The sequence below is a fragment of the Priestia sp. YIM B13552 genome (assembly GCF_042787775.1).
Lineage (GTDB): Bacteria > Bacillota > Bacilli > Bacillales > Bacillaceae_H > Priestia > Priestia megaterium_E.
Window position 1 is genome coordinate 195,343 of the sequence record NZ_JBHZOU010000002.1, and the last position, 24,542, is coordinate 219,884.

General features: G+C 39.5%; 25 protein-coding genes and 1 riboswitch. Of the genes, 9 read left to right on the top strand and 16 right to left on the bottom strand.

From position 1 onward, the window contains the following. Positions 1-13: 13 nt before the first annotated feature. The 4 genes from ACFX40_RS07085 to ACFX40_RS07100 form a co-directional block, all read right to left on the bottom strand. Positions 14-1,447, bottom strand: coding sequence for an amino acid permease (locus ACFX40_RS07085; RefSeq protein WP_043978423.1), 1,434 nt, complete (start codon positions 1,445-1,447; stop codon positions 14-16). A gap of 233 nt (positions 1,448-1,680) precedes the next feature. Then, a complete protein-coding gene (gene rocF / locus ACFX40_RS07090; RefSeq protein WP_013058586.1) occupies positions 1,681-2,580 on the bottom strand; it encodes an arginase in 900 nt (299 codons plus the stop codon). Positions 2,581-2,997: 417 nt separating this feature from the next. After that, positions 2,998-5,076, bottom strand: coding sequence for a gamma-glutamyltransferase (gene ggt / locus ACFX40_RS07095; RefSeq protein WP_377254677.1), 2,079 nt, complete (start codon positions 5,074-5,076; stop codon positions 2,998-3,000). A 409-nt stretch (positions 5,077-5,485) separates the two neighbouring features. Further along, on the bottom strand, positions 5,486-5,983 hold the full coding sequence (locus tag ACFX40_RS07100; RefSeq protein WP_230933405.1) for a tetratricopeptide repeat protein: 498 nt from the start codon (positions 5,981-5,983) through the stop codon (positions 5,486-5,488). A 174-nt stretch (positions 5,984-6,157) separates the two neighbouring features. Here ACFX40_RS07100 and ACFX40_RS07105 point away from each other — a divergent pair, with 174 nt between their 5' ends. Beyond that, positions 6,158-6,244: a YjcZ family sporulation protein gene (locus tag ACFX40_RS07105; RefSeq protein WP_016765201.1), complete on the top strand. Its 87-nt coding sequence runs from the start codon at positions 6,158-6,160 to the stop codon at positions 6,242-6,244. A 186-nt stretch (positions 6,245-6,430) separates the two neighbouring features. Here the strand turns inward: ACFX40_RS07105 and ACFX40_RS07110 are convergent, their stop codons facing one another. From ACFX40_RS07110 to ACFX40_RS07125, 4 genes are all read right to left on the bottom strand, one after another. Continuing rightward, the gene (locus ACFX40_RS07110) at positions 6,431-6,511 is read right to left on the bottom strand and encodes a YjcZ family sporulation protein (RefSeq protein ID WP_377255011.1); all 81 of its coding nucleotides are present in this window, start codon (positions 6,509-6,511) and stop codon (positions 6,431-6,433) included. Between the two features lie 326 nt (positions 6,512-6,837). Continuing rightward, the gene (locus ACFX40_RS07115; RefSeq protein WP_050689897.1) at positions 6,838-8,157 is read right to left on the bottom strand and encodes a TrkH family potassium uptake protein; all 1,320 of its coding nucleotides are present in this window, start codon (positions 8,155-8,157) and stop codon (positions 6,838-6,840) included. 3 nt (positions 8,158-8,160) lie between these two features. After that, the gene (locus ACFX40_RS07120; RefSeq protein ID WP_013058591.1) at positions 8,161-8,820 is read right to left on the bottom strand and encodes a potassium channel family protein; all 660 of its coding nucleotides are present in this window, start codon (positions 8,818-8,820) and stop codon (positions 8,161-8,163) included. Between the two features lie 123 nt (positions 8,821-8,943). Further along, a riboswitch (cyclic di-AMP (ydaO/yuaA leader) is annotated at positions 8,944-9,088 on the bottom strand. 115 nt (positions 9,089-9,203) lie between these two features. Further along, entirely contained in the window at positions 9,204-9,662 is a 459-nt protein-coding gene (locus ACFX40_RS07125) for a carboxymuconolactone decarboxylase family protein (protein WP_377254681.1), read from the bottom strand. A 120-nt stretch (positions 9,663-9,782) separates the two neighbouring features. Here ACFX40_RS07125 and ACFX40_RS07130 point away from each other — a divergent pair, with 120 nt between their 5' ends. After that, positions 9,783-10,238 (top strand): Lrp/AsnC family transcriptional regulator, encoded by a 456-nt coding sequence (locus tag ACFX40_RS07130; protein WP_043978416.1) that lies wholly within the window; start codon positions 9,783-9,785, stop codon positions 10,236-10,238. Between the two features lie 274 nt (positions 10,239-10,512). Here the strand turns inward: ACFX40_RS07130 and ACFX40_RS07135 are convergent, their stop codons facing one another. Next, positions 10,513-11,415: a peptidyl-prolyl cis-trans isomerase gene (locus ACFX40_RS07135; protein ID WP_377254684.1), complete on the bottom strand. Its 903-nt coding sequence runs from the start codon at positions 11,413-11,415 to the stop codon at positions 10,513-10,515. After that, on the bottom strand, positions 11,412-12,686 hold the full coding sequence (locus ACFX40_RS07140) for a S1C family serine protease (RefSeq protein ID WP_377254687.1): 1,275 nt from the start codon (positions 12,684-12,686) through the stop codon (positions 11,412-11,414). Before ACFX40_RS07140 ends, ACFX40_RS07135 begins: the two co-directional genes overlap by 4 nt. Positions 12,687-12,908: 222 nt before the next feature. On the opposite strand from ACFX40_RS07140, the gene ACFX40_RS07145 reads away from it, so the two are divergent. Then, on the top strand, positions 12,909-13,580 hold the full coding sequence (locus tag ACFX40_RS07145; RefSeq protein WP_028410990.1) for a response regulator transcription factor: 672 nt from the start codon (positions 12,909-12,911) through the stop codon (positions 13,578-13,580). Continuing rightward, a complete protein-coding gene (locus ACFX40_RS07150; RefSeq protein WP_028410989.1) occupies positions 13,577-14,926 on the top strand; it encodes a sensor histidine kinase in 1,350 nt (449 codons plus the stop codon). Before ACFX40_RS07145 ends, ACFX40_RS07150 begins: the two co-directional genes overlap by 4 nt. 35 nt (positions 14,927-14,961) lie before the next feature. On the opposite strand, the gene cuyA is transcribed toward ACFX40_RS07150, so the two are convergent. Further along, positions 14,962-15,954, bottom strand: coding sequence for a D-cysteate sulfo-lyase (gene cuyA / locus ACFX40_RS07155; protein WP_377254690.1), 993 nt, complete (start codon positions 15,952-15,954; stop codon positions 14,962-14,964). 150 nt (positions 15,955-16,104) lie between these two features. On the opposite strand from cuyA, the gene ACFX40_RS07160 reads away from it, so the two are divergent. The 3 genes from ACFX40_RS07160 to ACFX40_RS07170 all read left to right on the top strand — a co-directional run bounded on the left by ACFX40_RS07160 (position 16,105) and on the right by ACFX40_RS07170 (position 18,317). Beyond that, positions 16,105-16,623: an acyl-CoA thioesterase gene (locus ACFX40_RS07160; RefSeq protein WP_034649541.1), complete on the top strand. Its 519-nt coding sequence runs from the start codon at positions 16,105-16,107 to the stop codon at positions 16,621-16,623. Between the two features lie 75 nt (positions 16,624-16,698). Further along, positions 16,699-17,379: a GntR family transcriptional regulator gene (locus ACFX40_RS07165; RefSeq protein ID WP_098334052.1), complete on the top strand. Its 681-nt coding sequence runs from the start codon at positions 16,699-16,701 to the stop codon at positions 17,377-17,379. After that, positions 17,376-18,317, top strand: a complete 942-nt coding sequence (locus ACFX40_RS07170) for a DMT family transporter (RefSeq protein WP_028410985.1) — start codon at positions 17,376-17,378, stop codon at positions 18,315-18,317. The genes ACFX40_RS07165 and ACFX40_RS07170 overlap by 4 nt, the downstream gene beginning before the upstream one ends. A 41-nt stretch (positions 18,318-18,358) precedes the next feature. Here ACFX40_RS07170 and ACFX40_RS07175 read toward each other — a convergent pair whose 3' ends face one another. The 3 genes from ACFX40_RS07175 to ACFX40_RS07185 all read right to left on the bottom strand — a co-directional run bounded on the left by ACFX40_RS07175 (position 18,359) and on the right by ACFX40_RS07185 (position 21,010). Further along, positions 18,359-18,937 (bottom strand): suppressor of fused domain protein, encoded by a 579-nt coding sequence (locus ACFX40_RS07175; protein ID WP_013084584.1) that lies wholly within the window; start codon positions 18,935-18,937, stop codon positions 18,359-18,361. Positions 18,938-19,159: 222 nt separating this feature from the next. Continuing rightward, complete coding sequence (locus ACFX40_RS07180) at positions 19,160-20,260, bottom strand: M24 family metallopeptidase (protein ID WP_060747168.1); 1,101 nt, start codon at positions 20,258-20,260, stop codon at positions 19,160-19,162. Positions 20,261-20,335: 75 nt separating this feature from the next. After that, entirely contained in the window at positions 20,336-21,010 is a 675-nt protein-coding gene (locus tag ACFX40_RS07185; RefSeq protein WP_028410983.1) for a hypothetical protein, read from the bottom strand. A 537-nt stretch (positions 21,011-21,547) separates the two neighbouring features. On the opposite strand from ACFX40_RS07185, the gene ACFX40_RS07190 reads away from it, so the two are divergent. Together ACFX40_RS07190 and ACFX40_RS07195 are read left to right on the top strand one after the other, a co-directional pair. Next, positions 21,548-22,279, top strand: a complete 732-nt coding sequence (locus ACFX40_RS07190; protein WP_371400142.1) for an LCP family protein — start codon at positions 21,548-21,550, stop codon at positions 22,277-22,279. A 214-nt stretch (positions 22,280-22,493) separates the two neighbouring features. Continuing rightward, the gene (locus ACFX40_RS07195; protein WP_014458652.1) at positions 22,494-22,859 is read left to right on the top strand and encodes a hypothetical protein; all 366 of its coding nucleotides are present in this window, start codon (positions 22,494-22,496) and stop codon (positions 22,857-22,859) included. A gap of 26 nt (positions 22,860-22,885) precedes the next feature. Here the strand turns inward: ACFX40_RS07195 and ACFX40_RS07200 are convergent, their stop codons facing one another. Both ACFX40_RS07200 and ACFX40_RS07205 read right to left on the bottom strand, forming a co-directional pair. Next, a complete protein-coding gene (locus ACFX40_RS07200) occupies positions 22,886-23,404 on the bottom strand; it encodes an NAD(P)H-dependent oxidoreductase (RefSeq protein WP_028410982.1) in 519 nt (172 codons plus the stop codon). Positions 23,405-23,544: 140 nt separating this feature from the next. Beyond that, on the bottom strand, positions 23,545-24,291 hold the full coding sequence (locus ACFX40_RS07205; protein WP_377254697.1) for a YwaF family protein: 747 nt from the start codon (positions 24,289-24,291) through the stop codon (positions 23,545-23,547). Positions 24,292-24,542: the final 251 nt, after the last annotated feature.

The window sequence follows — 24,542 nt, forward strand, 5'->3', positions numbered from 1 at the left end:
CGGGTTTTTTATGTTAAATAATCATTCGTTTATTTTCCGCAAGCTGAACTTCTTGCTCTTGTTTTGACTGATTTTGTTTTCGAATTTTCAAATAATAATAAACATAGCAGCCTATAAAGAAAATACCTCCGCAGTATAATGCCATTCGCTGTTCAGGATCAAATGCAAGACTGATCATAACGATACAGTTCGTAATAAGCGCTACGATAGGAAGAACCGGATAAAGAGGTGTTCTAAATTTCAGATCCTCTACTTTTCCACCTTTAGCCACGTAAGCACGACGAAACGCAAGCAGTGAAGCTGTAATCGCAATCCAGCCAATTTGAGCACCGAGTCCAGCTAGTGAAATCAGCCATACAAAAACGGTTTTAGCTGCCACTACGCTTGAAAGCAGCGAAAAACATGAAATTACAAGCGTAATTAATAGTGCATTAAACGGAACTCCTCTTTTGTTAACTTTTCCAAGCGCAGGACTTGCCATTCCTTCTCTTGAAAGAGAATAAAGCATACGTGTAGCCGCGTAAAATCCAGAGTTTGCGACTGAAAGAAGAGCAGTTAAAATGATAAAGTTCATAATATCCGCCGCGTAAGGTACACCTACACTGTCTAACACAACAACAAACGGACTTTCTACGACGCCTGCTTTTTCACGAGGAATCATGCTTGCTAGGACAAACACGGATAAGACGAAAAAGAAAAGCGTACGCCAAACCGTTTGCTTGATCGCTTTTGGAATTGTTTTTTCCGGATTTTCACTTTCTCCTGCCGCAATTCCAATCAATTCTGTTCCTTGAAACGAAAAGTTCACCGTAATCATTGTAATCAGCAAAGCCGTTACGCCATTTGGAAACAGCCCTTCGGCAAAGAAGTTTGATAGAAGCGGTGCTTCCTGTCCGCTTTTCATATCAATGAGTCCAAACATCGCCGCTCCGCCTACAACAATAAACATAATGATGGCGAAAATTTTAACGCTTGAAAACCAAAATTCTGTTTCACCAAATGCTTTAGCTGAAAGTGCATTTAGTGAAAAAATTAACGCTCCAAAAATGGCGCACCATAACCAAACGGGCGAGTCTGGGAACCATCTTTGCATTAATTGCCCGGCAGCTAAAAACTCAAGTGCCACCGTTACTGCCCATCCTAGCCAGTACAGCCATCCAATCGCAAAACCGGTTGCAGGGCCGATAAATTTAGTGGAGTACGTTTGAAACGATCCTGCAACTGGCATAGCAACGGATAATTCTCCAAGACACAGCATCGTTAGATACATAATGATCCCTCCTACTAAGTAGGAAATCATTGCTCCCATCGGACCTGCTTCATTGATGGTATAACCTGAACCCAGAAAAAAACCGGTACCAATACATCCTCCTAGTGATATCATAAAAAGATGCCTTGTTTTCATCGTTCTTTTTAATTCTCCTGGCTGTCCCTGTGGAATATTCATCCCATTTCCTCCCTTTGCTGCACAAAAAATGAAATCGCTTTCATTTTTTTAGGTTTATTTTGTTTTTATAGGCGCTTACTAGGTAGCTCTTCATGGCTCAAGTCCATTAATGCCGGATGTTTTTCAAATGGCGCCAGCCCCGTAGCGAGGATGGCAGCCGCTTAGCCCTGCATGAACGTTTATTGGATCATAACAGATTTTCTTCTACACGATACCTATTAAGTAGCTCTTTCTTATAAAAGCTTATCTCCAAACAATGAACTCATTAACGCAACCGCTACTTCTGCAGTTTTGTTATGCTGATCTAAAATAGGGTTCACTTCTACAAATTCAGCAGATGTCACCATATCTGCTTCCGCTAGCATTTCCATTGCTAAATGACTTTCTCGGTAGCTGATGCCGCCTTTTACAGGTGTACCTACGCCTGGTGCATCATCCGGATCTAAGCCGTCTAAGTCCAGCGACAGGTGCACGCCGTCTGTACCGCTTAAATAATCAATCGTTTCTTTCATCACTTGCGTCATACCTAAACGATCAATTTCATGCATGGTATACACTTTAATTCCTTTTTCTTTAATTAACTCTTTTTCACCATCATCCAATGAGCGTGCACCGATAATAACTAGATTTTCAGGTTTAATTTTTGGGGTATACCCTCCAATATTTAAAAGTACAGGATGTCCAATACCAAGGCTCACCGCTAGCGGCATGCCGTGAATATTGCCTGATGGAGATGTTTCAGCGGTGTTTAAATCACCGTGAGCATCATACCAAATAACGCCTAAATTTTCTGAACCTTTTGCGACTCCTGCAAGCGTTCCAATTGCAATGCTGTGGTCTCCGCCTAATATTAACGGAAAACGGTCTTGCTCTCTCACTTCTTCAACTCGTGCAGCAAGCTGTTCATTTCCGCTCGCTACAGCCGCTAAGTTTTTCAAATTCGTATTTTTATCTACGTCTGCCCGCTCTTTAATTTCTACTTTAATATCGCCTTCATCGTGTACGGTATAGCCAAGAGCTTCTAAGCGTGTATTCATGCCTGCATAGCGGATCGCGCTCGGCCCCATGTCTACACCCCTTCTTGTTTGTCCGTAATCCATTGGTACACCGATAATTGAAATGTCTTTTTTCATTTTCTATACCTCCGTTGCATTTTATTCTGTGTGAAGTAAACATAGGTGTTTATGTAACTATGTATTTTTTTCATTGATACAGCCCCTCATCTATTTCTTATGCAAAAATGATGCCAACTTTGTTTGTAGCATTCTATCAGTCTTTTTATCACGGGTTTTCTTACACATGCCAAAAAAACTGTCGATTCCTACAACTTTTTGGCAAACCACGCAAATTTTTTTGTCGTTTGGTTTAAAATCGCCAATTTTATTTGCTTTCATAAAAAAGAGATTGCGACATAATAAATTCCATTCAACAGCTAGAAGCTACTACATCGACGAAAACTATGGTCACCATAGCAATAAAAAAATCCGAACGAGTAGGATTCCTCGTTCGGATTTTCATTCAACTAAACTACTTTTATCCCAGCAACTTTTTTAATTTGTAATAATGTCTCCATCTTCATCATCGCCGCTATCGTTTTCACCAGGATCTTTTTCTAATGAGACCACTTTCTTTTCTTCATCCCATTTCACTTTGTAGCCAAGTGATTTGGCTACTTTGATAACTGATAAATACGAGTGATGATTTGGTTTATACAGCTTTAAGTCACTCAAATCAATGACGCCTAAGCCTAACAGCAGGCGATCCGACTGAACGTAAGGCTTTCCATCAATCAGCTTCACTTGCTTATCAGTAAATGGATAAACGGCACGGTTGACTTCAACCGTAAACTCTCCTTTTTTCTCTTCTTTAATTGGTTTTGGCTGTTTGGATACATATTTAATTGCGTCTACTCCTAATACCGTGCCCTGGCGCGTATTATCAGCGCCTCCGTACATTTTCCCCGTTTCATAGTCATAGATAACCGCTTGAACGTTTCCAATATGCTCAGGCTTTTCTTCAAACGCATGTCCTTTAGCCATCATTTCAAGAATCGTATCTTGGCTAAAGCCAGGTTCCCATCTTACGGTTGGATAGCCGCCTGAATAAATACGAGGTGTTAAAATCGCTTTTTGAATCGGCATCTTATGGTCAATAACATTCATAATCGTTTCTGCTACAGACGCAATAATGGTTGGGCCTCCCGGTGAACCAATTGCCATGAACGGCTTTCCGTCTTTTAACAGCATCGTTGGAGACATGCTGCTTCGAGGACGTTTTTTAGGCTCAACCTGGTTCACGCCTCCTGGAGTGGCATCAAAATCCGTCATTTCATTGTTGAGCATAAATCCGTAGTCAGGAACCATAATTCCTGAACCAAAAACTTGTTCAATGGTAGTCGTGTAAGAAACCATGTTTCCCCATTTGTCTACAACAGAGAAATGAGTCGTTTGGCCGATTGGATTTTCTTCCTTTACTGTTGCTTTATTTGGATTTTCTTTTCCTTCATATTTCCAAGGGTCTCCTTCTTTGACATTAGGCGTTGCTTTGTTTGGATTAATTAATTTACGACGTTCTTTAATATAATCTTCATCTAACAGTCCTTTTTTCGGCACTTCGTAAAAGTCTTCATCTGCCATATACGCCGCGCGGTCCGCGAAAGCTAAGTGCATCGCTTCCGTTAAATGCTGCAAATACTGAGGCGTATTGGAACCCATTTTTTCTACATCATAACCTTCCATTAGCTTTAAAATCTGCTGCACGGTTAATCCGCCGGAGCTAGGAGGAGCCGCACTGACCACATCGTAGCCTCGGTAAGTTGTTTTGACCGGCTCACGTTCTTTTACAACGTAATTTTTCAAATCATCCATGGTCATGCTTCCATCGCGTTTTTGAACTTCTTTAACAAGCGCTTTTCCAATTTCTCCTTTATAAAGAGCGTCTGATCCTTCTTTTTGAATAAGCTTTAATGTTTTAGCAAGATCCGGCTGAACAAGCTTATCTCCTTCTTTCAACGGCTTGCCATTCGGCACAAATACATTACCGGCCGTTTGGTACCTTTCAAGCTTGTCTACATTTTCATCAATGTACTGAGCCATCGACCAATTTACTTTGATTCCTTGTTCTGCTTGAGTAATAGCTGGTTTAATAACATCTGATAAGTCCATTGTTCCATAATCTTTAAGGGCTGTTTCTACTCCTTTTAGCGTACCAGGAACTCCAACTGCTTTTCCTGTTATGTGACGCTTACTGAAAGGGATGACTTTTCCTTTTGAATCTAAAAACAGCTTAGGTGTGACATCAGCTGGTGCCATTTCACGGCTATCTAGCATCGTAATTTTATCTTTCTTTTTTTCATAAATCATCATGAAGCCGCCGCCGCCGATACCTGACATCATCGGTTCCACAACGTTGAGAGATAATTGAATGGCAGCTGCCGCGTCCACAGCGTTTCCGCCTTCAGCTAAAACTTTCCTTCCCGCTTCAGCAGCCAGCGGGTGAGATGCCGCTACAATTCCTTGTGTAGCACCTCGTTTCATTGAATGGTCGACACCCGGAACTTCAGCAGCAGCTGGTGTGACAACTAAACTTAAACTAAATAATGCAATAACCAACATCTTCATAACCTTCATCTGGGTCTCCTCCTTCAAATACATTATTTCACATCGTCTGAAACGATGGATTTCACAAAGAATAAATTGGTTTATTATGATATTTTTTACATATGTGTATAAACAAAAAGCAAAGTAAATCAGACCTTTGCTTTTTTAGTTAGTCGCATGTTTAACTTTTCTCTCTATTCATTTACAATTATCTATATTTTCTAACAATTTATCCATAGGCTGATAGTTTCTTACTATTTTTGGAATTATGTAGACTGAACGCTCTAATAATGTAGAAAATCTAGCAGTTAAGAAGTCGTTGGACTTACATGCACTTCTTAAAATTTTTATAAATATTCTTATTGTTATATAAAAAGCAATTCTTTATGAAAATCAGCATATGTTTCCTCAAAACCAAAAATAAAACAGGACTTTTGATTCACCGTCCTGTTTGCAGCATGTTTTCGACTTTTTTAATATCTCCGTGAGTAGGATTGATTTCCCGGGCATAGGCGATTTGTTCTTTCGCTTTTTCCATTTCTTTTAATTGAATATAGGTTTTGGCGAGTTCGAGCGGCAGCATAATCCCTTCAAAACCAAGATCTCGCGCCCGCTGCAAATAAGACAGCGATTTTTCGTAATCCCCTCCAAACATAAGCGGAGTTTCCCGGTATTTTATTCCTCGAACGAAGTGCGCCAAGCTTGAAGATGGATTTAATGTTAATGCCTGATGAAGAGCTCGGTCCATTTCTAAATTTAATACCATTTTTTCAAAAATAATTGATTCTTCGATTTGCTTTGCTAAACAAACCGCTAAGTAACAGTACAAATCAGATGCTTGAGGTTTTTTCTTCATTTCTTGTTGAATTTCGCGTTTGATCTCTTTCCACTTTCCCTCTTCTAGCTGATTCATGACGTATTCTACATGTATTCCCACCACTTTGCCCTCCTTTTCCTCTTTATCATAAAGGATTTCTGCACAAATGAAAAAAGTAAGTGTTCTTCATTCTTCTCAAAAGATCGTTACCGTTAAAAAATAGGCAGATTTCTCAATCACTTAACCCAATTAGTACATAGGATATAGAGACTTTTACTAAAGGAGGTTACACATATGGGCGCAAAAGGCGGTTTTGGTTTTTCATTTATCGTTGTTTTATTTATTCTATTAGTAATCGTAGGATGTTCTTGCTACTACTAATTTCTAGAGGGGATGAACATCATTCATCCTCTTATGTCAAAAAAACCATGCTTTCGCATGGCTACATACCGATTAGATGAATGAGTAGAGGGACTCATTGTTCGGCAATATTGAAGAAATTTTTGGTTTTTACTTCCGCCTAGTATGCCCTTTTTGACGGGAGCTATGCGTAAATAAAGTTAACGTTTAAAAGCGAAAGCTAGACGCACCTACAATAACAAGTAAAACAAATAACACAACGATTAACGCAAAATTTTGTTTTCCCACGTACCATCCCTCACTTCCTGTTATCTGCTTTTAGTGTATGCAACAGCTTGGCAAAATGTTTAGGACAGGGGTGCGGATTTTTTTAACGGGAAAAACCTTCAAATTTCGTCAAAAAAGTGAATCATATTTTTGTTTCTTTCGTTATATATAGTAAGAGATTTTTTTACTATAAAAAAGGGGGGCCTTTAATGCGCCGACATTCTAAATTGCCCATTGTTCTTGTCTTTGCCTTCTTTTTATTCATCGCAACTGTTTTGTGTGTAACCTCTTATATGTCTTGAACGTATAAATAATATAAAAAAATCGCCTCATCGAAGGCGATTTTTCTACCCCAGCATTATATCTTCATTTGGATAACGAACGGCTTCACGCTTTTGCTTAGATAATGAAAACGCAAGCGTTAATGGCCCCACTTTTCCTAAAAACATGATAAAGATAATAATCACGCGTCCAAAGTACGAAAGTTCAGGAGTTGCTCCCATCGATAAACCTACTGTTCCAAATGCAGAAACAACTTCAAACATAATTTTTACAAACGGCAGGTTTTCCGAAATATTTAACAGGAAAATGGCCCCAAATACAAACATAATTGAAATCATCGTGATGGCTAGTGCCTTAAACACGTGAAGAGGAAGAAGTCGTCTCTTTAATAGCACAATATCTTCCCGGCTTCGTAAAAATGCCCATACAGAAAAAATAATCACCACAAACGTTGTTAGTTTAATACCGCCTCCTGTTGACGCACTTCCTGCACCAATAAACATTAACATAACCATTAAGAATATAGTGGAATCATGCAAACTTCCTATATCGATACTATTAAAACCTGCTGTACGTGTCGTTACAGCTTGAAAATAAGATGCCCACACTTTGTCTCCTAATGACAAACTTCCGAGCGTATGTGGATTGCTGTACTCCAAGAAAAAAATAAAAAGCATGGCAACCACGTTAATAGCAAACGTGCTGATGATCATAATTTTCGAATGTAGCGTTAGCTTTTTATAGGATTTTTTTACCCACATATCTGCAAGGACGGTAAACCCTAATCCACCGATAATGAACAAAAAAGAAATCGTTATGTTAATAATGGGATCTCCTACATACTGAACCAGGCTGTCAGATAATAGTCCAAACCCTGCGTTATTAAAAGCTGAAATTGAATGAAACAAGCTAAAGAACAGCCCCTTAGACCATCCGAATTCCGGAACCCAGCGTATCGCTAGAAAGATAAGTGCAACAAACTCAATTAAAAATGAAAAGATAAACAGTCTTTTAACTAGCAGGACAACTCCGCCGATGCTCGTTTGATTTAATGCCTGCTGAACGAGCATACGCTCTTTAAATCCAATTTTTTTACCTAGCATCATAAAAATCAACACGGCAAATGACATAATGCCAAGACCGCCTATTTGAATTAACAGCATAATAATCGTTTGACCGATGACGGTAAAACGCGTACCTGTATCTACGACGGCTAAGCCGGTCACTGTCATAGCGGAAGTAGACGTAAAAAGGGCGTCTACCCACCGGATTGGCTCAGTAGTAGAAAAAGGCAGCATCAATAGAAGAGCGCCTATAATAATTCCTCCGCCAAAAATGGAGACAAGCAGCTGCGGAGGAGTGAGTTTAATGATTTGTTTTTTCATAAGTTAAACTCCTTCTTCTTCAAAACGGTTCAAATCACGATTATGTCCGATAACAATCAGCATATCTCCTTGTTCAATTATTTCATGCGCGGTAGGCGAAATCACCATTTCCCCGTCTTTTCGCTGAAAGCCGATAATGTTGCAGCCGTACTTGGCACGAATGTTTAAATCAAACAGCGTTTTATTATGAAGTTTTTTAGAGGCAACAATTTCGACAATACTATAATCCTTTGACAATTCAATGTAATCAATGATTTTTTCTGACACCACGTGATGAGCAATACGCTTAGCAATATCGCGCTCAGGATGAATGACTTTGTCCGCTCCTATTTTTTCCAGCACCTTTTGATGATACATATTCACTGCTTTTACCCATACTTGCTTAACGCCCATATCTTTTAAAAGCATCGTTGCGAGTACGCTTGCTTCGATATCATCCCCAAACGAAATAAGAGCATGATCAACATTGCGGATACCTAGCCCCTTTAAGCTAGCTTCATCAATCGCGTTTGCTTGCACAACATATGTAGCTGAGTTGCTAAATTTATTTACTACCTCCTGATTGCGGTCAATAGCGAGCACATCCACATCCAGATTAGCAAACTCTTCAACCAAACTTCCTCCAAAACGACCTAATCCCAATACAGCAAACTGTTTTTTCATAATGTATTTATTCCTTTCTTCAACTGCTGTGTATTCTCTTAGCTTATACTTTTTCTAAAAAATTACATCTTTTTCTTAAAAAAGCGCAAAAAAACACAGGAAGGCTCCTGTGTTTTTTCACACTCTTCCCCCTCAAAACGCTTGCGAAGTTAGCTGTCGGGTTCGGGTTTTAAGAGTAACCCTACCTTTTTAAGGATTCACCCCGGAGCACAATATGTGCGTAAATAATGGGTCCTCCGCTCCGTAATGGATTAAGCGATTTTTATTCAAATGTCTTTGATCTATTTTTTAGAATAATCGATTCGATTCATGATACGTTTCACTTCACGAAAGCTATCTTACTCCTGTGGATTTTGTCTGTCAAGATATTTTTAGCGAAGGCCTCACTTGCGCTGCAAGCTGCAAAAATCATATAAATCTAAACTGACAATCATTTTGTGAAATTGATCAAATAAATTAATAACAGCCAAAAGCTCTAACAGCTGCGTATCACTGTAAAATTTTTTTAATTGATCCATGTCAGCATCGGTCAACTCCCTTGGACGCACTCGGTACACATCAATAAATCGAAACAGCAGTCGATCTTTTTGTTCCAGCTCTTTTTCTCTTAACACTTTTTGATTAAGCGTCTCATCCCCTACATATGACATGCTCATACATGTCTCACAGCCGTTAACACCTGCTAGATAAAGCCTGATTTTTTCCTTAGTCTCTCTCTCTACTATATCGCTGTTCCAAAGCGTGTCGTAAAGCTCATCATACAATCTTTTTACATTCGGAATTAAATTCAATGCTTTTTCAAAATTTGTTCCCTCTTCGTTTGCTAACAAAACTCTTGCCATTTTTTACTCACTCCTTTTTAATTATTATAGTAAGAAAAATGGAAATTTCAGATTACATATAAAACATCTTATCGACTATTACTAATCAAATGAAACGTTAATGAGAAAGAAGGTTTTCAATTGAAAATTGATGAAATTGATTTATCGATTTTGCAGGCGCTGCAGCAAAACAGCCGCCTTTCCTTACGAGAGCTAGGAAAACAAATTAATTTGTCTCCTCCTTCGGTGGCAGAGCGAGTACGCCAGCTAGAGAGCTTTGGTGTTATAAAAGGGTATACGATTGATATTGATTATGAAAAGCTGCATTTGCCCGTGTCGTGTTTTATTGAAGTAACGATGAAAAACGGCGAGCACGAGCGTTTTAAACGATTTATTTCTCAGTATCCCTACGCTTTATTCTGTGAACGCATCGCCGGGCAAGCCTGCTTTATTACAAAGCTTCAGCTTCCTCACCTGCACATACTCGAACAATTTATTAACGAAATTACACCTTATGCCAAAACGATTTCACACATCGCCCTTTCTCACGTAGAGATGGCTCCTGCATTATTGAGTCATTTAAAAGATGAAAAGTGATTGAAACGTAACGAAAAAATCCGAACGAATCATCGTTCGGATCTTCTTTCCATTACACTACTTTTGTCCCAGCCTCTTTTATTCGTCCAACAGCATAAAAAATAACCCTCCAAAGCTGGAGGGTATAAATTTTCCGAATAATGAAAGTTTTACAACTTCATTTTATCAGGTGCCGACATTTCTGTCTACTTAAAAATGTAAAAGAGCTCTCTATTAATAGAAAGCTCTTTTACCTGCTTGTTTTTTGAAAACAATCAATCTATATAAAAGGGAACTACCTAAGGCTGAACGTCACGTGAAACCTTGGCAGTTCATCCTGGATATACCGGTTGATATGATTCAAAACAAGTTCTTTCATCATTTCTTCTTTGACTTCTGATTCCGTTTTTTTATCTTTTTGTTTTAAAATAAAAATATAATAGACTTTACCCATTTTAATGGGCTCACTACTCTCTCCGATGTGCTGTTTTTTTAACACATCTATAAAAGAAGGAGATAGACTTGAAAGCTTTAGATTATCAGCATTCTCTATTTTGCTCACTGTCTGGAATTCAGCATATTTTTTTTGAACGTCCTGAAGCGATGTTCCCTTTTGCAGTTCAGCCGCAGCGGCAGCGGCACCATGTAAAGTGGAAAAAGCCAGCTGCGTAAAAGATACGCGCGTCAGATCGTTTTCAATACGTTTATAATAAGCGGTTAGTTCATCAGACGTAATTTGTTTACGGAAATATTCTTCTAATTTAAATTGATTCGTTAGCTGGTTGGTTACATCACTGGAACGAATATTTAACACTTCATAACCTTGTTTTCTTGTATCCTCGTCATATGAGCGTTTAATTTGCTTCCACATATCCTCGACTTGTTTTTGTACTTTATCGCTTGTCTTTAGATGCGAAATTAAGATTTTTTGCATAACAAGCTGCCGCAATAACTCTTTGCGGTAGCTTGTATCATTTAGCGGAGCATCTGGATTTAAGAACCCTTCAACGGCTAAAAAACGGTTGAATTCAGCTCCTGTCACCTTGCCTCCCTCATACGCTGCCAGTTCTTTGGTAGAAGATAGCTGACTAATTTCTACAGAAGGAAACATCGTGTTTGAATGCTTCCCTCCGCAGCCGGTTAAAAATACGAACGCTGTTAATACTGCTAGCAGCAGCTTTAACGGTGTTGAACTCATCCATTGTTATCCTGCTGCTCTGAAAGCTTCAGAGAAATAGTTTGTTTTTTTCCATTTCGATACACGTCTAATTTTACCGTGTCTCCTACTTTGCGTTTTGTGTATAGATATTGACGTAAATCACTGGATGTTTTGACTTCATTTCCATCGATGGCAACAATCACGTCTTTTGATTGTAAACCTGCATCAGAAGCAGAAGAGAATGGTTCAACCGTCGTTACGACAACTCCTTCAGACGTATCGCTTGTTAGGCCTAGCTGGTTTTGTTTTGTTGCAGCTGAAAGCTGACCTACATCTTGAAGACCTACCCCCATATATGGACGCGTTATTTTTCCGTTTTTCATCAGCTGTTCAATCGTCGGCTGCACTTCATCACTTGGAAGAGCAAAGCCGATGCCTTCTACATTGTCTTCTGAAATTTTCATACTGTTGATGCCGACTACTTCACCGGAAGAATTGATAAGTGCACCGCCGCTGTTTCCTGGATTAATCGCCGCATCCGTTTGAATTGCATCTACGTTCCAATTTTCTGAAATAGGGACAGAGCGTTTTGCTGCGCTCACAATACCTTGTGTGACCGTACGAGAAAATTGTTCACCAAGAGGATTTCCGATTGCAAGCACCGTTTCACCCGCTACTAAATCCGATGATTTCCCGAACTTCGCCACTTGTTCAACATTTTTGTCAGACATCTCAAGCACCGCTAAATCCGTTAGCGCGTCAGCTCCGACAATTTTAGCTTTTTCTTTTTGTCCATTTGAAAGTGACACTTCTACTTCGCTTGCGCCGTCAATAACGTGGTTATTGGTCACAACGTATGCTTTTCCATTTTCTTTTTTGAAAATAACACCGGAACCCGTTCCTGCTTCTTGCGTTTGGGTATCTCCAGAAAATGGATTTGTTTGCTGCTGAATATTGTTCACGCCTACAACAGCAGCTGATACTTTATTTACAACTGAAACAAGATCTGACTGATTGACGGTTGTGCTTACTGTTCGAGGCGTTGTGCTCGTTGTTGTTGCCGTTTGAGTCTGCGTTGTTTGATTCCCTGTTTGCGTATCAGCTGAATCCATTAACCCCAGCTGGGGAGCACCGTATAACACAATTCCTCCTCCAAGTACTGCTCCGGCGATAGAAGATGCAATCACTGGAAATAAGCGTCTTCTTGGAGGCTGTGATGATGACGCAGGCTGATACTGATCGTAGCGCTGCTGGCGATTTTCGTATTCTTCTTTTCGTTCTTGCTCTCTTTCATAATCACGTGGATCCATGAAAAACACTCCTTTTAACGTAGCAAATTTTATGTTATCTATACTATAAAATAAAAGTTTGGGATAAGTATCAAAACAATGTGTGAAATTGTGAAAAATTTCTTTATAACAGCAAACACGTAGTATAATAGCGGGTACATAGACCTTTAAAGACACGCGCATAGATGGCGCAATATGCTTTATTTACCTTAATTTTCATATATTCAGAGGAAGGTGTCAAATTTGAGCTTTACACTATATTTAGTAGAGGATGAACAAAATTTAAACGAAGTTTTAACCCTTTACCTTCAAAAAGAAGGCTGGGACGTTCGCTCATTTTTTAACGGCACGGAAGCCAAAGAAATGATTGCAACTCCTCCGCATCTGTGGATTTTAGATATTATGCTGCCTGACATTGACGGGTATCAGCTCATTCGCGAAATCAAGCAGCAAACGCCGCAAGTGCCTGTTATTTTTATCTCAGCCCGCGATGCCGATATTGACCGGGTTCTTGGGCTTGAAATGGGCAGCGACGACTATTTATCAAAGCCTTTTTTGCCTCGTGAACTAGTTATTCGAGCAAACAAACTGCTAAACCGCGTATATGGTTCCAATCAAAAGAAAACCGATACCATTACGCTGACTCCTTATGAGATCGATTTACATACCCGTACAGTCAGTGAAGATGGAAAGCCAATTGATTTAACGTCTAAAGAATTTGATTTTCTTGTCACTATCTCAAAAGACCTTGGACAGGCTTTTTCACGGGAGCAGCTGCTGAATCTCATTTGGGGAGAAGATTATTTTGGCACAGACCGAGTGGTGGATGATTTAGTAAGGCGCGTGCGTAAAAAAATGCCGCAAGCACGAATTGAAACGATTTACGGATATGGATACCGGATGATGAAAGCATGAAAAACAAGTCGCTTGCATTTCAAATTTGGCTCGTCATCTCCGGTATTTTACTGCTTATTTCAATTTTGCTCGCTATTTTATTCCCAACGACGCTCAGGCAGTTTTTCACGAATGAAATTTATACCACTATTGAAAATGAACAGCATATTTTAAAAGAATACGGCCTGCCAAGCCGCTCAGGTGAATACTACTTTAGCAATGAAGACAGTGAACCAACACTTGGCAATCGAACCGTGGATCATATTTTATTGCCTGAACATGCGGATATCTCTTATTTTTCATCACGGGTGTTGCCTCAAGACTTTTTGAGAAAAGCACAGGAAGATGCAATCAATCAGCGAAAAATCGTCGCTCGCTATGAAAAAGATCTTGGCAACCGGACGCTTTTTTATGTAATACGAAAAGTAAGTGTAAACGGACAGCCTGCTTTTTTACTTTCATTTTCGTGGGATACGTATCGCAACGCGCTCACTTCTACTCTGTTTAAACAGCTGCTTCTTGTAATTTCAATTGTATTTCTATTCAGCTGGCTTCCATCTATTTGGCTATCAAGATATTTAAGCAAGCCGCTTGTATCGCTTGAAAAAGATGTGAAAAAAATTGCCGAACAAAATTGGCATGAGCCCGTTACAGTGAACCGTTCAGATGAAATTGGCAAGCTAGGCGCGTCCATCGAGCAAATGCGCAAAAGGCTCGTATCTAAAGATGAAGCACAGCAAACGCTGCTTCAAAATATTTCACATGATTTAAAAACACCGGTTATGGTGATTCAAAGCTACGCTCAGTCGATTCAAGACGGCATTTATCCAAAAGGTGATTTATCGCAAACGGTAAAAGTTATTGAAGATGAATCCAAAAATCTCGAGAAAAAAATCCGCGATTTGCTTTACTTAACCAAGCTTGACTATATGTCCACTCATCAGCTTGCACAAGATGACTTTGATTTTACTGCACTACTTCATGAAGTAGTGGATCGCTTGCGGTGGAGGCGCCCTGAAATACAGTGGGAATTTGACGACGCAAACGCAACGATTAAAGGAGACAAAGAGCTGTGGACAAAAGTTCTTGAAAATGTACTCGACAACCAGCTGCGCTATGCCGAGACGAAGGTTTCACTTTCACTTGCTAAACACCAAACGAACGTTCAATGTACAATCAGCAACGATGGTCCGCCGATTGATCAAAGCGTGCTTCAACACTTGTTTGAACCGTTTAAAAAAGGCGCAAACGGTGAATTCGGTATCGGCTTAAGTATCGTAAAGCGTATTGTTACAATGCACGACGGAGCAATTACGGCTGAAAATACAGACACCGGAGTAACGTTTTCACTTACTATCCCTATATAAACTAAAAAAGCAAGGGAGCCGAATCCCTTGCTTTTTTATGAAAAAATTGATGTATAGGCATAAAGAGCCGGTGAACCGCCTGAGTGGACGAACACCACATTTTCATCCTTATTAAAGTAACCTTTTCGAATTAAATCAATCAGACCAGCCATCGCTTTTCCCGTATACACAGGATCCAATAAAATCCCTTCCGTACTGGCCACAAGTTTGACTGCTTCCACCATCTCTTCTGTCGGAACAGCATACCCTGGACCTACGTATTCATCCATACACACAATCTCTTCTTCTTTAAAAAGCGTTTTACTATGTAAATGATCATAAAGTTCACTCGTCAGCTTAGCAACTTTTACTTCTTGTTCTTCTTTAGCACGACTAACATTCATTCCAATAACGGATACGTCACTTTGAAGACCTTGAAAGCCTGCCACTAATCCTGCGTGCATGCCTCCGCTGCCGCTTGTGCAAACCACGTGGCTAAGCTTTATTTGCTGCTCATAGCTTTGCATAAGCAGCTCTTGTGCACAGGCAGCGTATCCGGTTGCACCGATAATATTCGAACCTCCTACTGGAATTAAATACGGTTTATGACCTTTTTCAATTAGCTCTCGCTCTACTGTTTTCATTTCGGCTGTCAAATCAGAACCTTCAGCGACAAACCGCATGTCATGAGCGCCTAATAAATGATAAAGAAAATAGTTCCCTGTCGGCTGATCACTTGCTTTATTTTCCCCTTCTTCTAATACGAGCACGCATTTCATTTGTTCTTTTACAGCCGCAGCGAGCGTCAAACGACAGTGATTGGATTGTATCGCACCGCACGTTACAAGCACGTCTGCTCCTTGCGCCTTTGCATCAGCTACTAAATATTCAAGCTTGCGCGTCTTATTTCCGCCACCTGTCAGTCCAAGCATATCATCTCGCTTCATATAAATTGAAGGTCCATTTAACTGCTGAGATAAAACCGATAGCTTTTCTAAAGGTGTAGGGGAATCTGTATATTTTCTTCTAGAAAATTGAGTTAAGTTCATGCTCTCATCCTCTCTTTCATATTTGTTCTATTTTACCATATAGAAGCTTTTGAAGAGCTTTTTACGAAAGGGCTTTCTATAACTTGTATACATAAGAACAAGTAGTCAACATACATTAAACCATATAAACAGTTTGAAGGAGTGTTTTCAATGAGTGAAAAAGCAGTACTTTGCAGCGTCTCACGAGTAGTCAAATCACAGCACATTTTTCCAAATGACCTAAACAATCACCACACCCTTTTTGGAGGAAAAATTGTCGCTGACATGGACATGACGGCTTCTCTTTCAGCAGCTAAACATTCCCGAAAGACGTGTGTTACGGCTTCCATTGATCACGTTGATTTTATCGAACCCGTCACCGAAGAAGATTTTATTTCATATGAAGCATTCGTTGTTGTTACAGGAAAAAGCTCCATGATTATTTTTGTTAAAGTGATTGCCGAAAATTTATTAACGGGCATTAAGCGTATCGCAGCTACTTCTTTTCTCACCTTTGTTGCATTAGAAAACGGGAAACCTGCCTCCGTTCCTCAAGTTATTGCTCAAACTGAAGAAGAAAAAAGCCTTCAAAAAGTAGCTCTTGAACGAAAAGAATCCAAAAAAACGCAGGTTGAGCACAGCAAAGCGATTGCGAGCATTTTATCTAAATCTTTGCGCAGCAGTAATTAAGCTCTTCATCTAAAAAGCAGCTGTCTGCTTTTTAGACGAAGTTTTTTTAGTTTTCACATTGTTATTTAATGTAATATGCGATATATTGGTTTTATGAAAAATAACATTCAACCTCTCAAACGACTTTCTTTAAGGGAAGAAGTCTATCAAACACTTAAACACAATATTGTCATGCTTGAATTTCAGCCCGAACAAAAGCTTCAGGATAAAGAACTGGCTGAGCAGTTTGGAGTTAGCCGCACTCCTGTTCGAGAAGCATTAAAAAGGCTTGAAGATGAAGGCCTTGTCCAAACGACACCTGGCTCTTCTACAAAAGTGGCTCCATTAAACCTTGAGGAGGCAAAACAATCTTTTATTGTCGTCGCAGCTCTTCATGCACTTGCTGCTAAGCTGGCTTGTACTTCGTTACAAGAAGAAGATATGGGCGAACTAATCAAACACAATCAATCTCTAGAACATGCAATCAAAACAAGAAATGTCCTTAAAGCGATCGAAGCAGATGAAGCATTTCATTCCGTCTTTTTAAAACGGGCGAACAATATAGAGCTAGAACGTGTTGTAAAACAAACAAGCGCCAAAATTCAGCGTCTGGAAATCGCTCGCTTTTCGTCTCTTGCTAGCCTAGCTTCTGTTGATCAGCACAAAGAAATCATAAACGCTTGCGGTCAAAAAGATTCCGCCCTGACATCGCAGCTTGTCGAAACGAACTGGCTGACGTTAGGTGAAGCGCTGACAAGTGAGGAGGAATTCAAGTGAAGCCTCTTTTATTAGGCATTGCTGCCTCATTCTTTTTTGCTTTTACATTCGTTTTAAATAGAGCGATGGATTTATCCGGAGGCAGCTGGGCGTGGAGCGCGTCGCTGCGCTATTTTTTTATGGTACCTCTTTTACTTGTGCTCGTTTATTTTTGGGGTGGTATTAAACCTGTGGTGGCAGAAATCAAAGCCCAGCCTCAAAAATGGCTGCTTTGGAGCACGGTTGGATTTGGGTTATTTTACGCTCCTCTTTGTTTTGCTTCAGCCTACGGTCCCGGCTGGCTTATTGCAGGAACTTGGCAAATCACAATTTTATCAGGGTCTCTCCTAGCTCCTTTGTTTTACAAGGAAGGAAAGAAGCGAGGAGGCATTCCCTTCAAGCAGCTAGGTTTTTCGTTTATTATTTTAATAGGAGTTGTACTCATGCAGCTTGAGCATGCGACTGAACTGTCAGCCGCTACTGCCTTGCTTTGTACCATTCCCATTTTAATTGCCTCTTTTGCGTACCCGCTTGGCAACCGTAAAATGATGGAAGTGTCGTCACTTAATACGTTTCAGCGCGTGCTTGGAATGACGCTTTCAAGCCTGCCGTTTTGGATTATTCTTTCTTTCTATGCCTGCGTGACCGATGGACTACCAAAAACAACTCAGATTTATCAAAGCAGTTTAGTTGCTTTACTTTCAGGAGTATGTGCAACAGTTCTATTTTTTGCAGCAACCGACCTTGTTAAAAAAGATTCTCAAAAGCTAGGTGCAGTTGAAGCTACACAATCGATGGAAGTTTTATTTGCCCTGCTAGGAGAGGTCTTCCTTCTATCAAGTCCTTTGCCATCGATTCTTTCTTGGGTTGGAATGGGAGTTATCATAGCAGGCATGGTACTTCACAGCTACCAAACAAGTCATAAAAAAGCTATACCGCAAAAAGAATTGACCTACTAATTAATAACAAAAAAGAGCGTCTTAATCGGCGCTCTTTTTGTTTATACAACAGATCTTCTTTCTAAATTGAAAACATTCACCTGCTCAGCATCAAAGCGGCTTAGCAACGAATCTACTCCGTACTCAAGTGCAAAAGCACGTTCATTTTCTGAAATCGGAACGGCCTGCAGGAACGTTACTTTTTTATCAGATAGTTCAATCGTTGAAAAATTATCCCATAAAAACGGCGGAATCAGCAAAATATGCTGCATGTGAAAGCTGTCATCAAGGACTGCAATAACGTCTTTATAAATAGCTCCTGGGAAGATGGACACATGAGATTTCATCATATGGAAAATACAGTTTGCTAAAATAGCAGAATAAATACCGAATTCCTCATGACAAGCCCCAACGATTTCAATTCGAAGCGGGATCCCCCCAACTGTATAGCCTGTCGGACATTGATGACCACCGAGCGTTGCATACGCGGTTACGTCTTGACGCGGATGATTTTCACACGCCACAACGTGAATACCATGCTTTTTTCTTTCATCTGAATAATCTTCAATTCGATCCTTTTGACCAAATACATCTATTGCTTTATGTATAATTAATTCTTCATCTTTTGTAAAATTACTCATAAAAAACCTCCTTGCTTGCGACCTTAAAAAGCTCCCTACTGTACAGCATATACTACTGCACTCGCTTACGATATAGTTTTTAGAAAATGTGATAGAAATGTTATCGTTTCGTAACATACTATGAAATTGTATCAAGAAGCAAACAAGAAACCTTGGCCAATTTTTTCTTTTCCCATAAAAATAGAGCCTGCACCATGGCAGCCTCTATTTTTTATGACATTATTATGAAATAATTTGTAATTCTTTTGGGTACTTCGTTAACGTTTCGTATCCATCTTTTGTAATGATTACATCATCTTCGATACGCACGCCTCCAAGTCCTGGAATATAGATACCCGGTTCAATTGTATATACCATGCCTTCTTGAAGCACATCATCATTGTTGCGGCTCATTGAAGGAAACTCATGCACGCTAATACCAAGACCATGACCAAGACGATGCAAGAAATACTCTCCATACCCTGCTTCTGTAATAATATTGCGTGCTACCATGTCCAAGTCGCCAATGCGAGTGCCGGGCTTGGAAGCTTCAAGAGCTGCCTGCTCAGCGCGCTGTACCGTTTCATAAATTTCTTTTTGCTTATCATTAATAGACTTGTAAGCGACTGTACGCGTAATATCTGAACAGTATCCGTCTAGCACTACACCTAAATCGAACAGAACCATATCTCCTGGCTTTAACGTGCGAAGACCTGGGTTCCCGTGCGCTTCTCCCGTTTTTTCACCAAATAAAACCATCGTTGAAAACGACATCTCACGAATTCCTTTTCGCTTTAACTCGTATTCAATTTTAGCCAGAACATCCATTTCCGTAACGCCTTCTTTTAAAGCCGCTACGCCTACTTCTACACCAAAATCAGCTAAATCAGCTGCCTTTTGCAAAATCTCAACTTCACGCTCATCTTTAATTAAACGCAGCTGATTTAATTTCTCTTCTGCTCCGACTAGCTCAGCGTTTGGATATAGGCTAAGCAGTTCTTCGGCTCTCGCATACAGCAGCTGCTCTTTCTCTACAGCAACCTTTTTCACATCTATTACGTTTCGTTTATGTAAAGCTTCTTTAATCAGTTCCCAAGGATTTTGATGATCTTCATATCCAATCACATCAAACTTCCAGCCGGCTTCTTTTGCTTGTCCCACTTCCATTGATGGACAAATAAGCATCGGCTCTGCTTCGTTAAACACAAATAAGCCCAGTAAACGCTCATGCGGATCCGTATGAAATCCAGTTAAATAAAATACGTTTTCGGTTGACGAAATAAAGGCCGTTTCTACATTCTTTTCTTCCAGCCACGATACAACTTTTTCTAAACGTGCTTCCATTAAAAAAACCCCTTTCATTGTGCAATATTACTATTATAACATAGTTATTTAGCAATATTGTACAATGAATAGAGGTTAAGACAAAGCCGCGTGAAGAGTAGTAAGCTGCTCTTTAATCGCTTTTCGCTGAATACTTACTTTCATCAGCCAGCCATTTTCTCCGTATCTATAAATAAATTCGTACGTACCTTTAGAAAAATATTCTTTTACCAGCATGTCCCGGTTTTCAACAAATCCCGGATCGCCAATAAAATAGGTACCTTCTTCAAGCGGAAGCTCATGAACTTTTTTTTCTAGCTGCTTCTCTTCGTCTTCGTCCTCATCTATCACAATGTGCAGACCGCATTCATCACGCACAACATCAAATTCACCGTTTTGTTCAAGCTCGAGCACCGGCACCACTTGTCCATTTACCGTTAGCAGCTGCTTCGTTCCTTCAAGGACCTGGGACCAGTGATCATCGTATAAAGTAGAAGAATAAAAAATATAACCCTGAGATTTATATAATAAAAGCAGCTGTTCAAAATGATTTTTTACTTGTTCTTTATCAAACAGAATAACAAAATGCTTTCGATAGAAAAAACTTGTAAAAGGCAGAATAGACGATTGATTAAGCTCTTTAATTATTTCAGCACTATCTTTACCTGAAATAATAGCTCCGGTCAATTCCCCCGCGCCATAAGGTTTCCAATGACTTAACGCCGCTTCTGGAATCAGCACAAGGTTCGAAGATGACACATATATACTCATTCGCTTCACTCCTTTTTTCTACATTTAGACCTATATTTGATTCTCCACAAACAGAGACTTTCCTCTTATTCCATTCTTAAAAGGCAGAACTTTTTCCCTAACTATGATAGATTATAACAAATATCCTCGAAAAAAATAACCTTTATTTCCTCTTTCTTCTATTTGTACACTTCTCTCATTTTAGCTGTCTTCGCAGATTTACTAGTGAACGTACTTGCTAATCTAATTCCTTAGTGGTAATTTTATTATGTCGTTTTATAATTTTTTGCATAATTGGTTTCAAACAAAAAAGTATTAATATTTTTGAATGCGATGGTGAGACATTTGGAAGAACGTACAGAACGTAAACAACATAAAAGAAAAAAGCAAAGAAAAAAGAAACGCTTTAGAAAGCTACTTCTTTTCTTTCTCATTCTTGTAATCGCCGCTGGTGCGTATGTGTATTATCAATACCAACAAGGGTTAGCAGAAGCAGACGGAGCTTTTGGGAAAGATGGACAATTTGATTTTAATGGTGCAAGTGCCAATTTAGATAGCATGAATGTACTGCTTCTTGGAATTGACTCTCGAGGTGAAGAACATTCGCGTGCCGATACAATCATGATTGCTCATTATGACAAAGACAGCAATCAGCCTAAAATTATTTCTTTGATGCGTGATTCATATGTGGATATTCCTGGACATGGCAAAAACAAATTAAATTCAGCCTATGCATTTGGCGGGCCTGAATTAATGCGTAAGACAATTAAAGAAAATTTCGGCGTAGATGTAAACTATTATGCCGTTGTTGATTTTAAAGGTTTTTCTAAAGTTGCCGATACGATTGCCCCTGAGGGAATTACGGTTACCGTGCCGCACGAAATGTCATCAGGAATTGGCATGACGCTAAAACCTGGAAAACAAACTCTTCACGGAGATAAATTACTAGGATACGTGCGATTCCGACATGATAGCCAAAGTGATTTCGGGCGCGTGAAGCGTCAACAAGAAGTAATAGGTAAATTAATGGATGAAGCTCTTCAAGTAAAGACGCTGGCGAAAGCTCCTAAGCTATGGGGCGTCATTGATCCATATGTGGATACAAATATTCCGCCAAAAACATTTATCGTGATAGGAAAAGATTTCTTAGTTGGGAATCAGCCAGATTTAAAATCTCTTCGTTTACCGGTCGAAGGTTCCTATTCAAATGAACGAGTATCCGGTATTGGTGCTGTTTTAAGCATCGACCTTGAAGAAAACAAACAAGCGTTACAGTCATTTTTAAATTAGGAAAAGGTGTCCATTAGCGGACACCTTTTTTTATACTATTCAAAAAAACTTCTGTTTTTCCTCCCTATCCTTCAAAAAATTTTCAGCTTCGACAAAAAATGAAGTCATTTTCCAGGAAACAGCTATTTCTTTGAAGTTCTATTTTTGCTGTTACAGGCGTATATGAAAAGAGAAGGACTTCTTTTTTATATTTTTGATTCAAGGAGATGAACGTATGAAATTATATGGTTTTCAATCTGAAGAAGAGCGTTCCTTTCTTCATTCTACCTATAAAGTAAACCCCTTGCTTTCTCATACTGGAGATGTCAAAATCAGCTTTTTATCTTTTCAAGAAAATGATTATACCCCCCGTCAAGAAGCTACGATTCCACAGCTTCTACTAGTCGTTCACGGGGAAGGCTGGGTAGCTGGCGATAACGGACTGAAAATTTATATCAAACAAGGTGAATCCGCATTTTGGAGAGCGGGGGAATCATTTGAAGTCGGGAGTCTAACGGCTATGACAGGATTACTAATTGAAGGATTAGATATCGCTCCTCAAAAGTTGCTTACTTCTTTTTCACGAACAAATGTAAATTAAAAGCCGCGTTAACGCGGCTTTTTTTATTACCTTAGTAATTGAGCGTAGCTTTCAGCACTATCTTGAATGACTTTGTCGCTCAGCTCACCGCCTGCTCCTTGAAATAGAAATGGCGTTTGGAACTTCATACCTGTTAAATTTGCCGTAGCTTGAAACGGAAGAAGCAGATGATTCATTGGGTAGCGGTTGTATCCCCCTTCTTGATAAGCTTCCGCAGGGCCTCCTGTCGAAGTAGCTACGACAAACTCTTTTCCCTGAAGTTTAGTACCTTTGCTTCCATAAGCCCATCCGTATGTTAAGACAACATCTTGCCACTCTTTTAAGAGTGCTGGTGAGCTGTACCAGTAAAATGGAAATTGAAAAACAATACGATCGAATTGAACAGCTAACTCCTGCTCTTTTTCTACATCAATTTTGAAATCGGGGTAGTTTGCGTATAAATCATGAACGTACACATTCTCTTCTTTTTTCACTCGCTCTGCCCACGCTTTATTAATACGAGAAGATGCTAAGTTTGGGTGCGCTAAAATAACCAGTGTTTTCATTTTGATACTCTCCTTCTGATGTCTGTGCTTGCTTTTTTCTTTTCTATTTTTTACGCTTGCCTCTCACAGCTCGTTCAGTCATTCTTTCCTTTTCCTTCAGGAAATCCGAGTTAGTTTACACTTATAAACTACCAGTATTATCATTTTGCTTCAACAAAATTGACTTTGCTTTTATCACCTTTAATTTTTTTATGTACCCAAAACGGCAGATAAAGGACAAGAAAGCTAAGAATCATAATTCCCTCAATCCATACTAAATACCAAGGATGAGGTCCAAGAACATCCAGCAAGGAAGCGTGCTCTGGCTTTTTCATCATGTATAAATAATTCGCATGGAGTAAACGATTCATGACATAGATAAAACCTCCGTACAGATTAACAACTACTACGCTTACCCATAAAGAACGAAACGTTGGCTCATATTTGCAGACAGCAATTAGCATACAGCAAGCAAGTACCACACCGCCATGCGATACATAAAACTGCACATAGCGAAACTGGGCATACGCATAGCCGCCAAGGTCTGGGGTAATCATCGCTTGAACAGAGCTGCTGATTCCGGCGAAGTACACAAAATAAAAAAGAAACCTGCTTTTGGTTATCAGCATAACAGCAGCCAGCAGCACGACTATATCACTGAGCTGAAGAGGCAAGGAAGTTTCAGTAGACCACTGATGACATCCGATTTCCCAAGCCTGGTAGGCTGTTTCTGAAGCAATTAGAATAAGTGAAAGCAAAATAAACACAAACCTCTTTTTTCGCAGCTGCTTTCGACACAAAAAAATAAATGCTCCTATGATCACGATAATAGCTAAAGTTACAAGATGTTCAACTGAAAAAAGCTGAAAGGAATGTTGTACAGGATGACACGTAAAAAATGAATTCATAAAAGCGCCTTCCTTCCATCAGAAAACAAATTCGGTACCTTTAGCTTGTTCATAAGACCTCGTTTTCATTAATGCTTCTCTCGCATTAAAAAGAGATTGAGACATAACAAAATCACGCCAATCTAAAGACGGACGAATGGAGTAAATAATCGAGTATAGATCCCTTCTTGCAGGGAAATCAACTGCTAGAAACAACTAAACTAAAAAGATCCGAACGATTCATCATTCGGATCTTCTTTCAACTAACATAC

Excerpts from the sequence above, each read along its gene's own strand:
- ACFX40_RS07195 (WP_014458652.1), top strand. The coding sequence starts at position 22,494 with ATGAAATTATATGGTTTTCAATCTGAAGAAGAGCGTTCCTTTCTTCAT.
- ACFX40_RS07135 (WP_377254684.1), bottom strand. The coding sequence starts at position 11,415 with ATGAGTTCAACACCGTTAAAGCTGCTGCTAGCAGTATTAACAGCGTTC.
- ggt (WP_377254677.1), bottom strand. The coding sequence starts at position 5,076 with ATGAAGGTTATGAAGATGTTGGTTATTGCATTATTTAGTTTAAGTTTA.
- rocF (WP_013058586.1), bottom strand. The coding sequence starts at position 2,580 with ATGAAAAAAGACATTTCAATTATCGGTGTACCAATGGATTACGGACAA.
- ACFX40_RS07175 (WP_013084584.1), bottom strand. The coding sequence starts at position 18,937 with ATGAGTAATTTTACAAAAGATGAAGAATTAATTATACATAAAGCAATA.
- cuyA (WP_377254690.1), bottom strand. The coding sequence starts at position 15,954 with ATGAACTTAACTCAATTTTCTAGAAGAAAATATACAGATTCCCCTACA.
- ACFX40_RS07125 (WP_377254681.1), bottom strand. The coding sequence starts at position 9,662 with ATGGCAAGAGTTTTGTTAGCAAACGAAGAGGGAACAAATTTTGAAAAA.
- ACFX40_RS07085 (WP_043978423.1), bottom strand. The coding sequence starts at position 1,447 with ATGAATATTCCACAGGGACAGCCAGGAGAATTAAAAAGAACGATGAAA.
- ACFX40_RS07165 (WP_098334052.1), top strand. The coding sequence starts at position 16,699 with ATGCGATATATTGGTTTTATGAAAAATAACATTCAACCTCTCAAACGA.
- ACFX40_RS07185 (WP_028410983.1), bottom strand. The coding sequence starts at position 21,010 with ATGAGTATATATGTGTCATCTTCGAACCTTGTGCTGATTCCAGAAGCG.
- ACFX40_RS07105 (WP_016765201.1), top strand. The coding sequence starts at position 6,158 with ATGGGCGCAAAAGGCGGTTTTGGTTTTTCATTTATCGTTGTTTTATTT.
- ACFX40_RS07180 (WP_060747168.1), bottom strand. The coding sequence starts at position 20,260 with ATGGAAGCACGTTTAGAAAAAGTTGTATCGTGGCTGGAAGAAAAGAAT.
- ACFX40_RS07160 (WP_034649541.1), top strand. The coding sequence starts at position 16,105 with ATGAGTGAAAAAGCAGTACTTTGCAGCGTCTCACGAGTAGTCAAATCA.
- ACFX40_RS07140 (WP_377254687.1), bottom strand. The coding sequence starts at position 12,686 with ATGGATCCACGTGATTATGAAAGAGAGCAAGAACGAAAAGAAGAATAC.
- ACFX40_RS07205 (WP_377254697.1), bottom strand. The coding sequence starts at position 24,291 with ATGAATTCATTTTTTACGTGTCATCCTGTACAACATTCCTTTCAGCTT.
- ACFX40_RS07120 (WP_013058591.1), bottom strand. The coding sequence starts at position 8,820 with ATGAAAAAACAGTTTGCTGTATTGGGATTAGGTCGTTTTGGAGGAAGT.
- ACFX40_RS07200 (WP_028410982.1), bottom strand. The coding sequence starts at position 23,404 with ATGAAAACACTGGTTATTTTAGCGCACCCAAACTTAGCATCTTCTCGT.
- ACFX40_RS07150 (WP_028410989.1), top strand. The coding sequence starts at position 13,577 with ATGAAAAACAAGTCGCTTGCATTTCAAATTTGGCTCGTCATCTCCGGT.
- ACFX40_RS07115 (WP_050689897.1), bottom strand. The coding sequence starts at position 8,157 with ATGAAAAAACAAATCATTAAACTCACTCCTCCGCAGCTGCTTGTCTCC.
- ACFX40_RS07190 (WP_371400142.1), top strand. The coding sequence starts at position 21,548 with ATGAATGTACTGCTTCTTGGAATTGACTCTCGAGGTGAAGAACATTCG.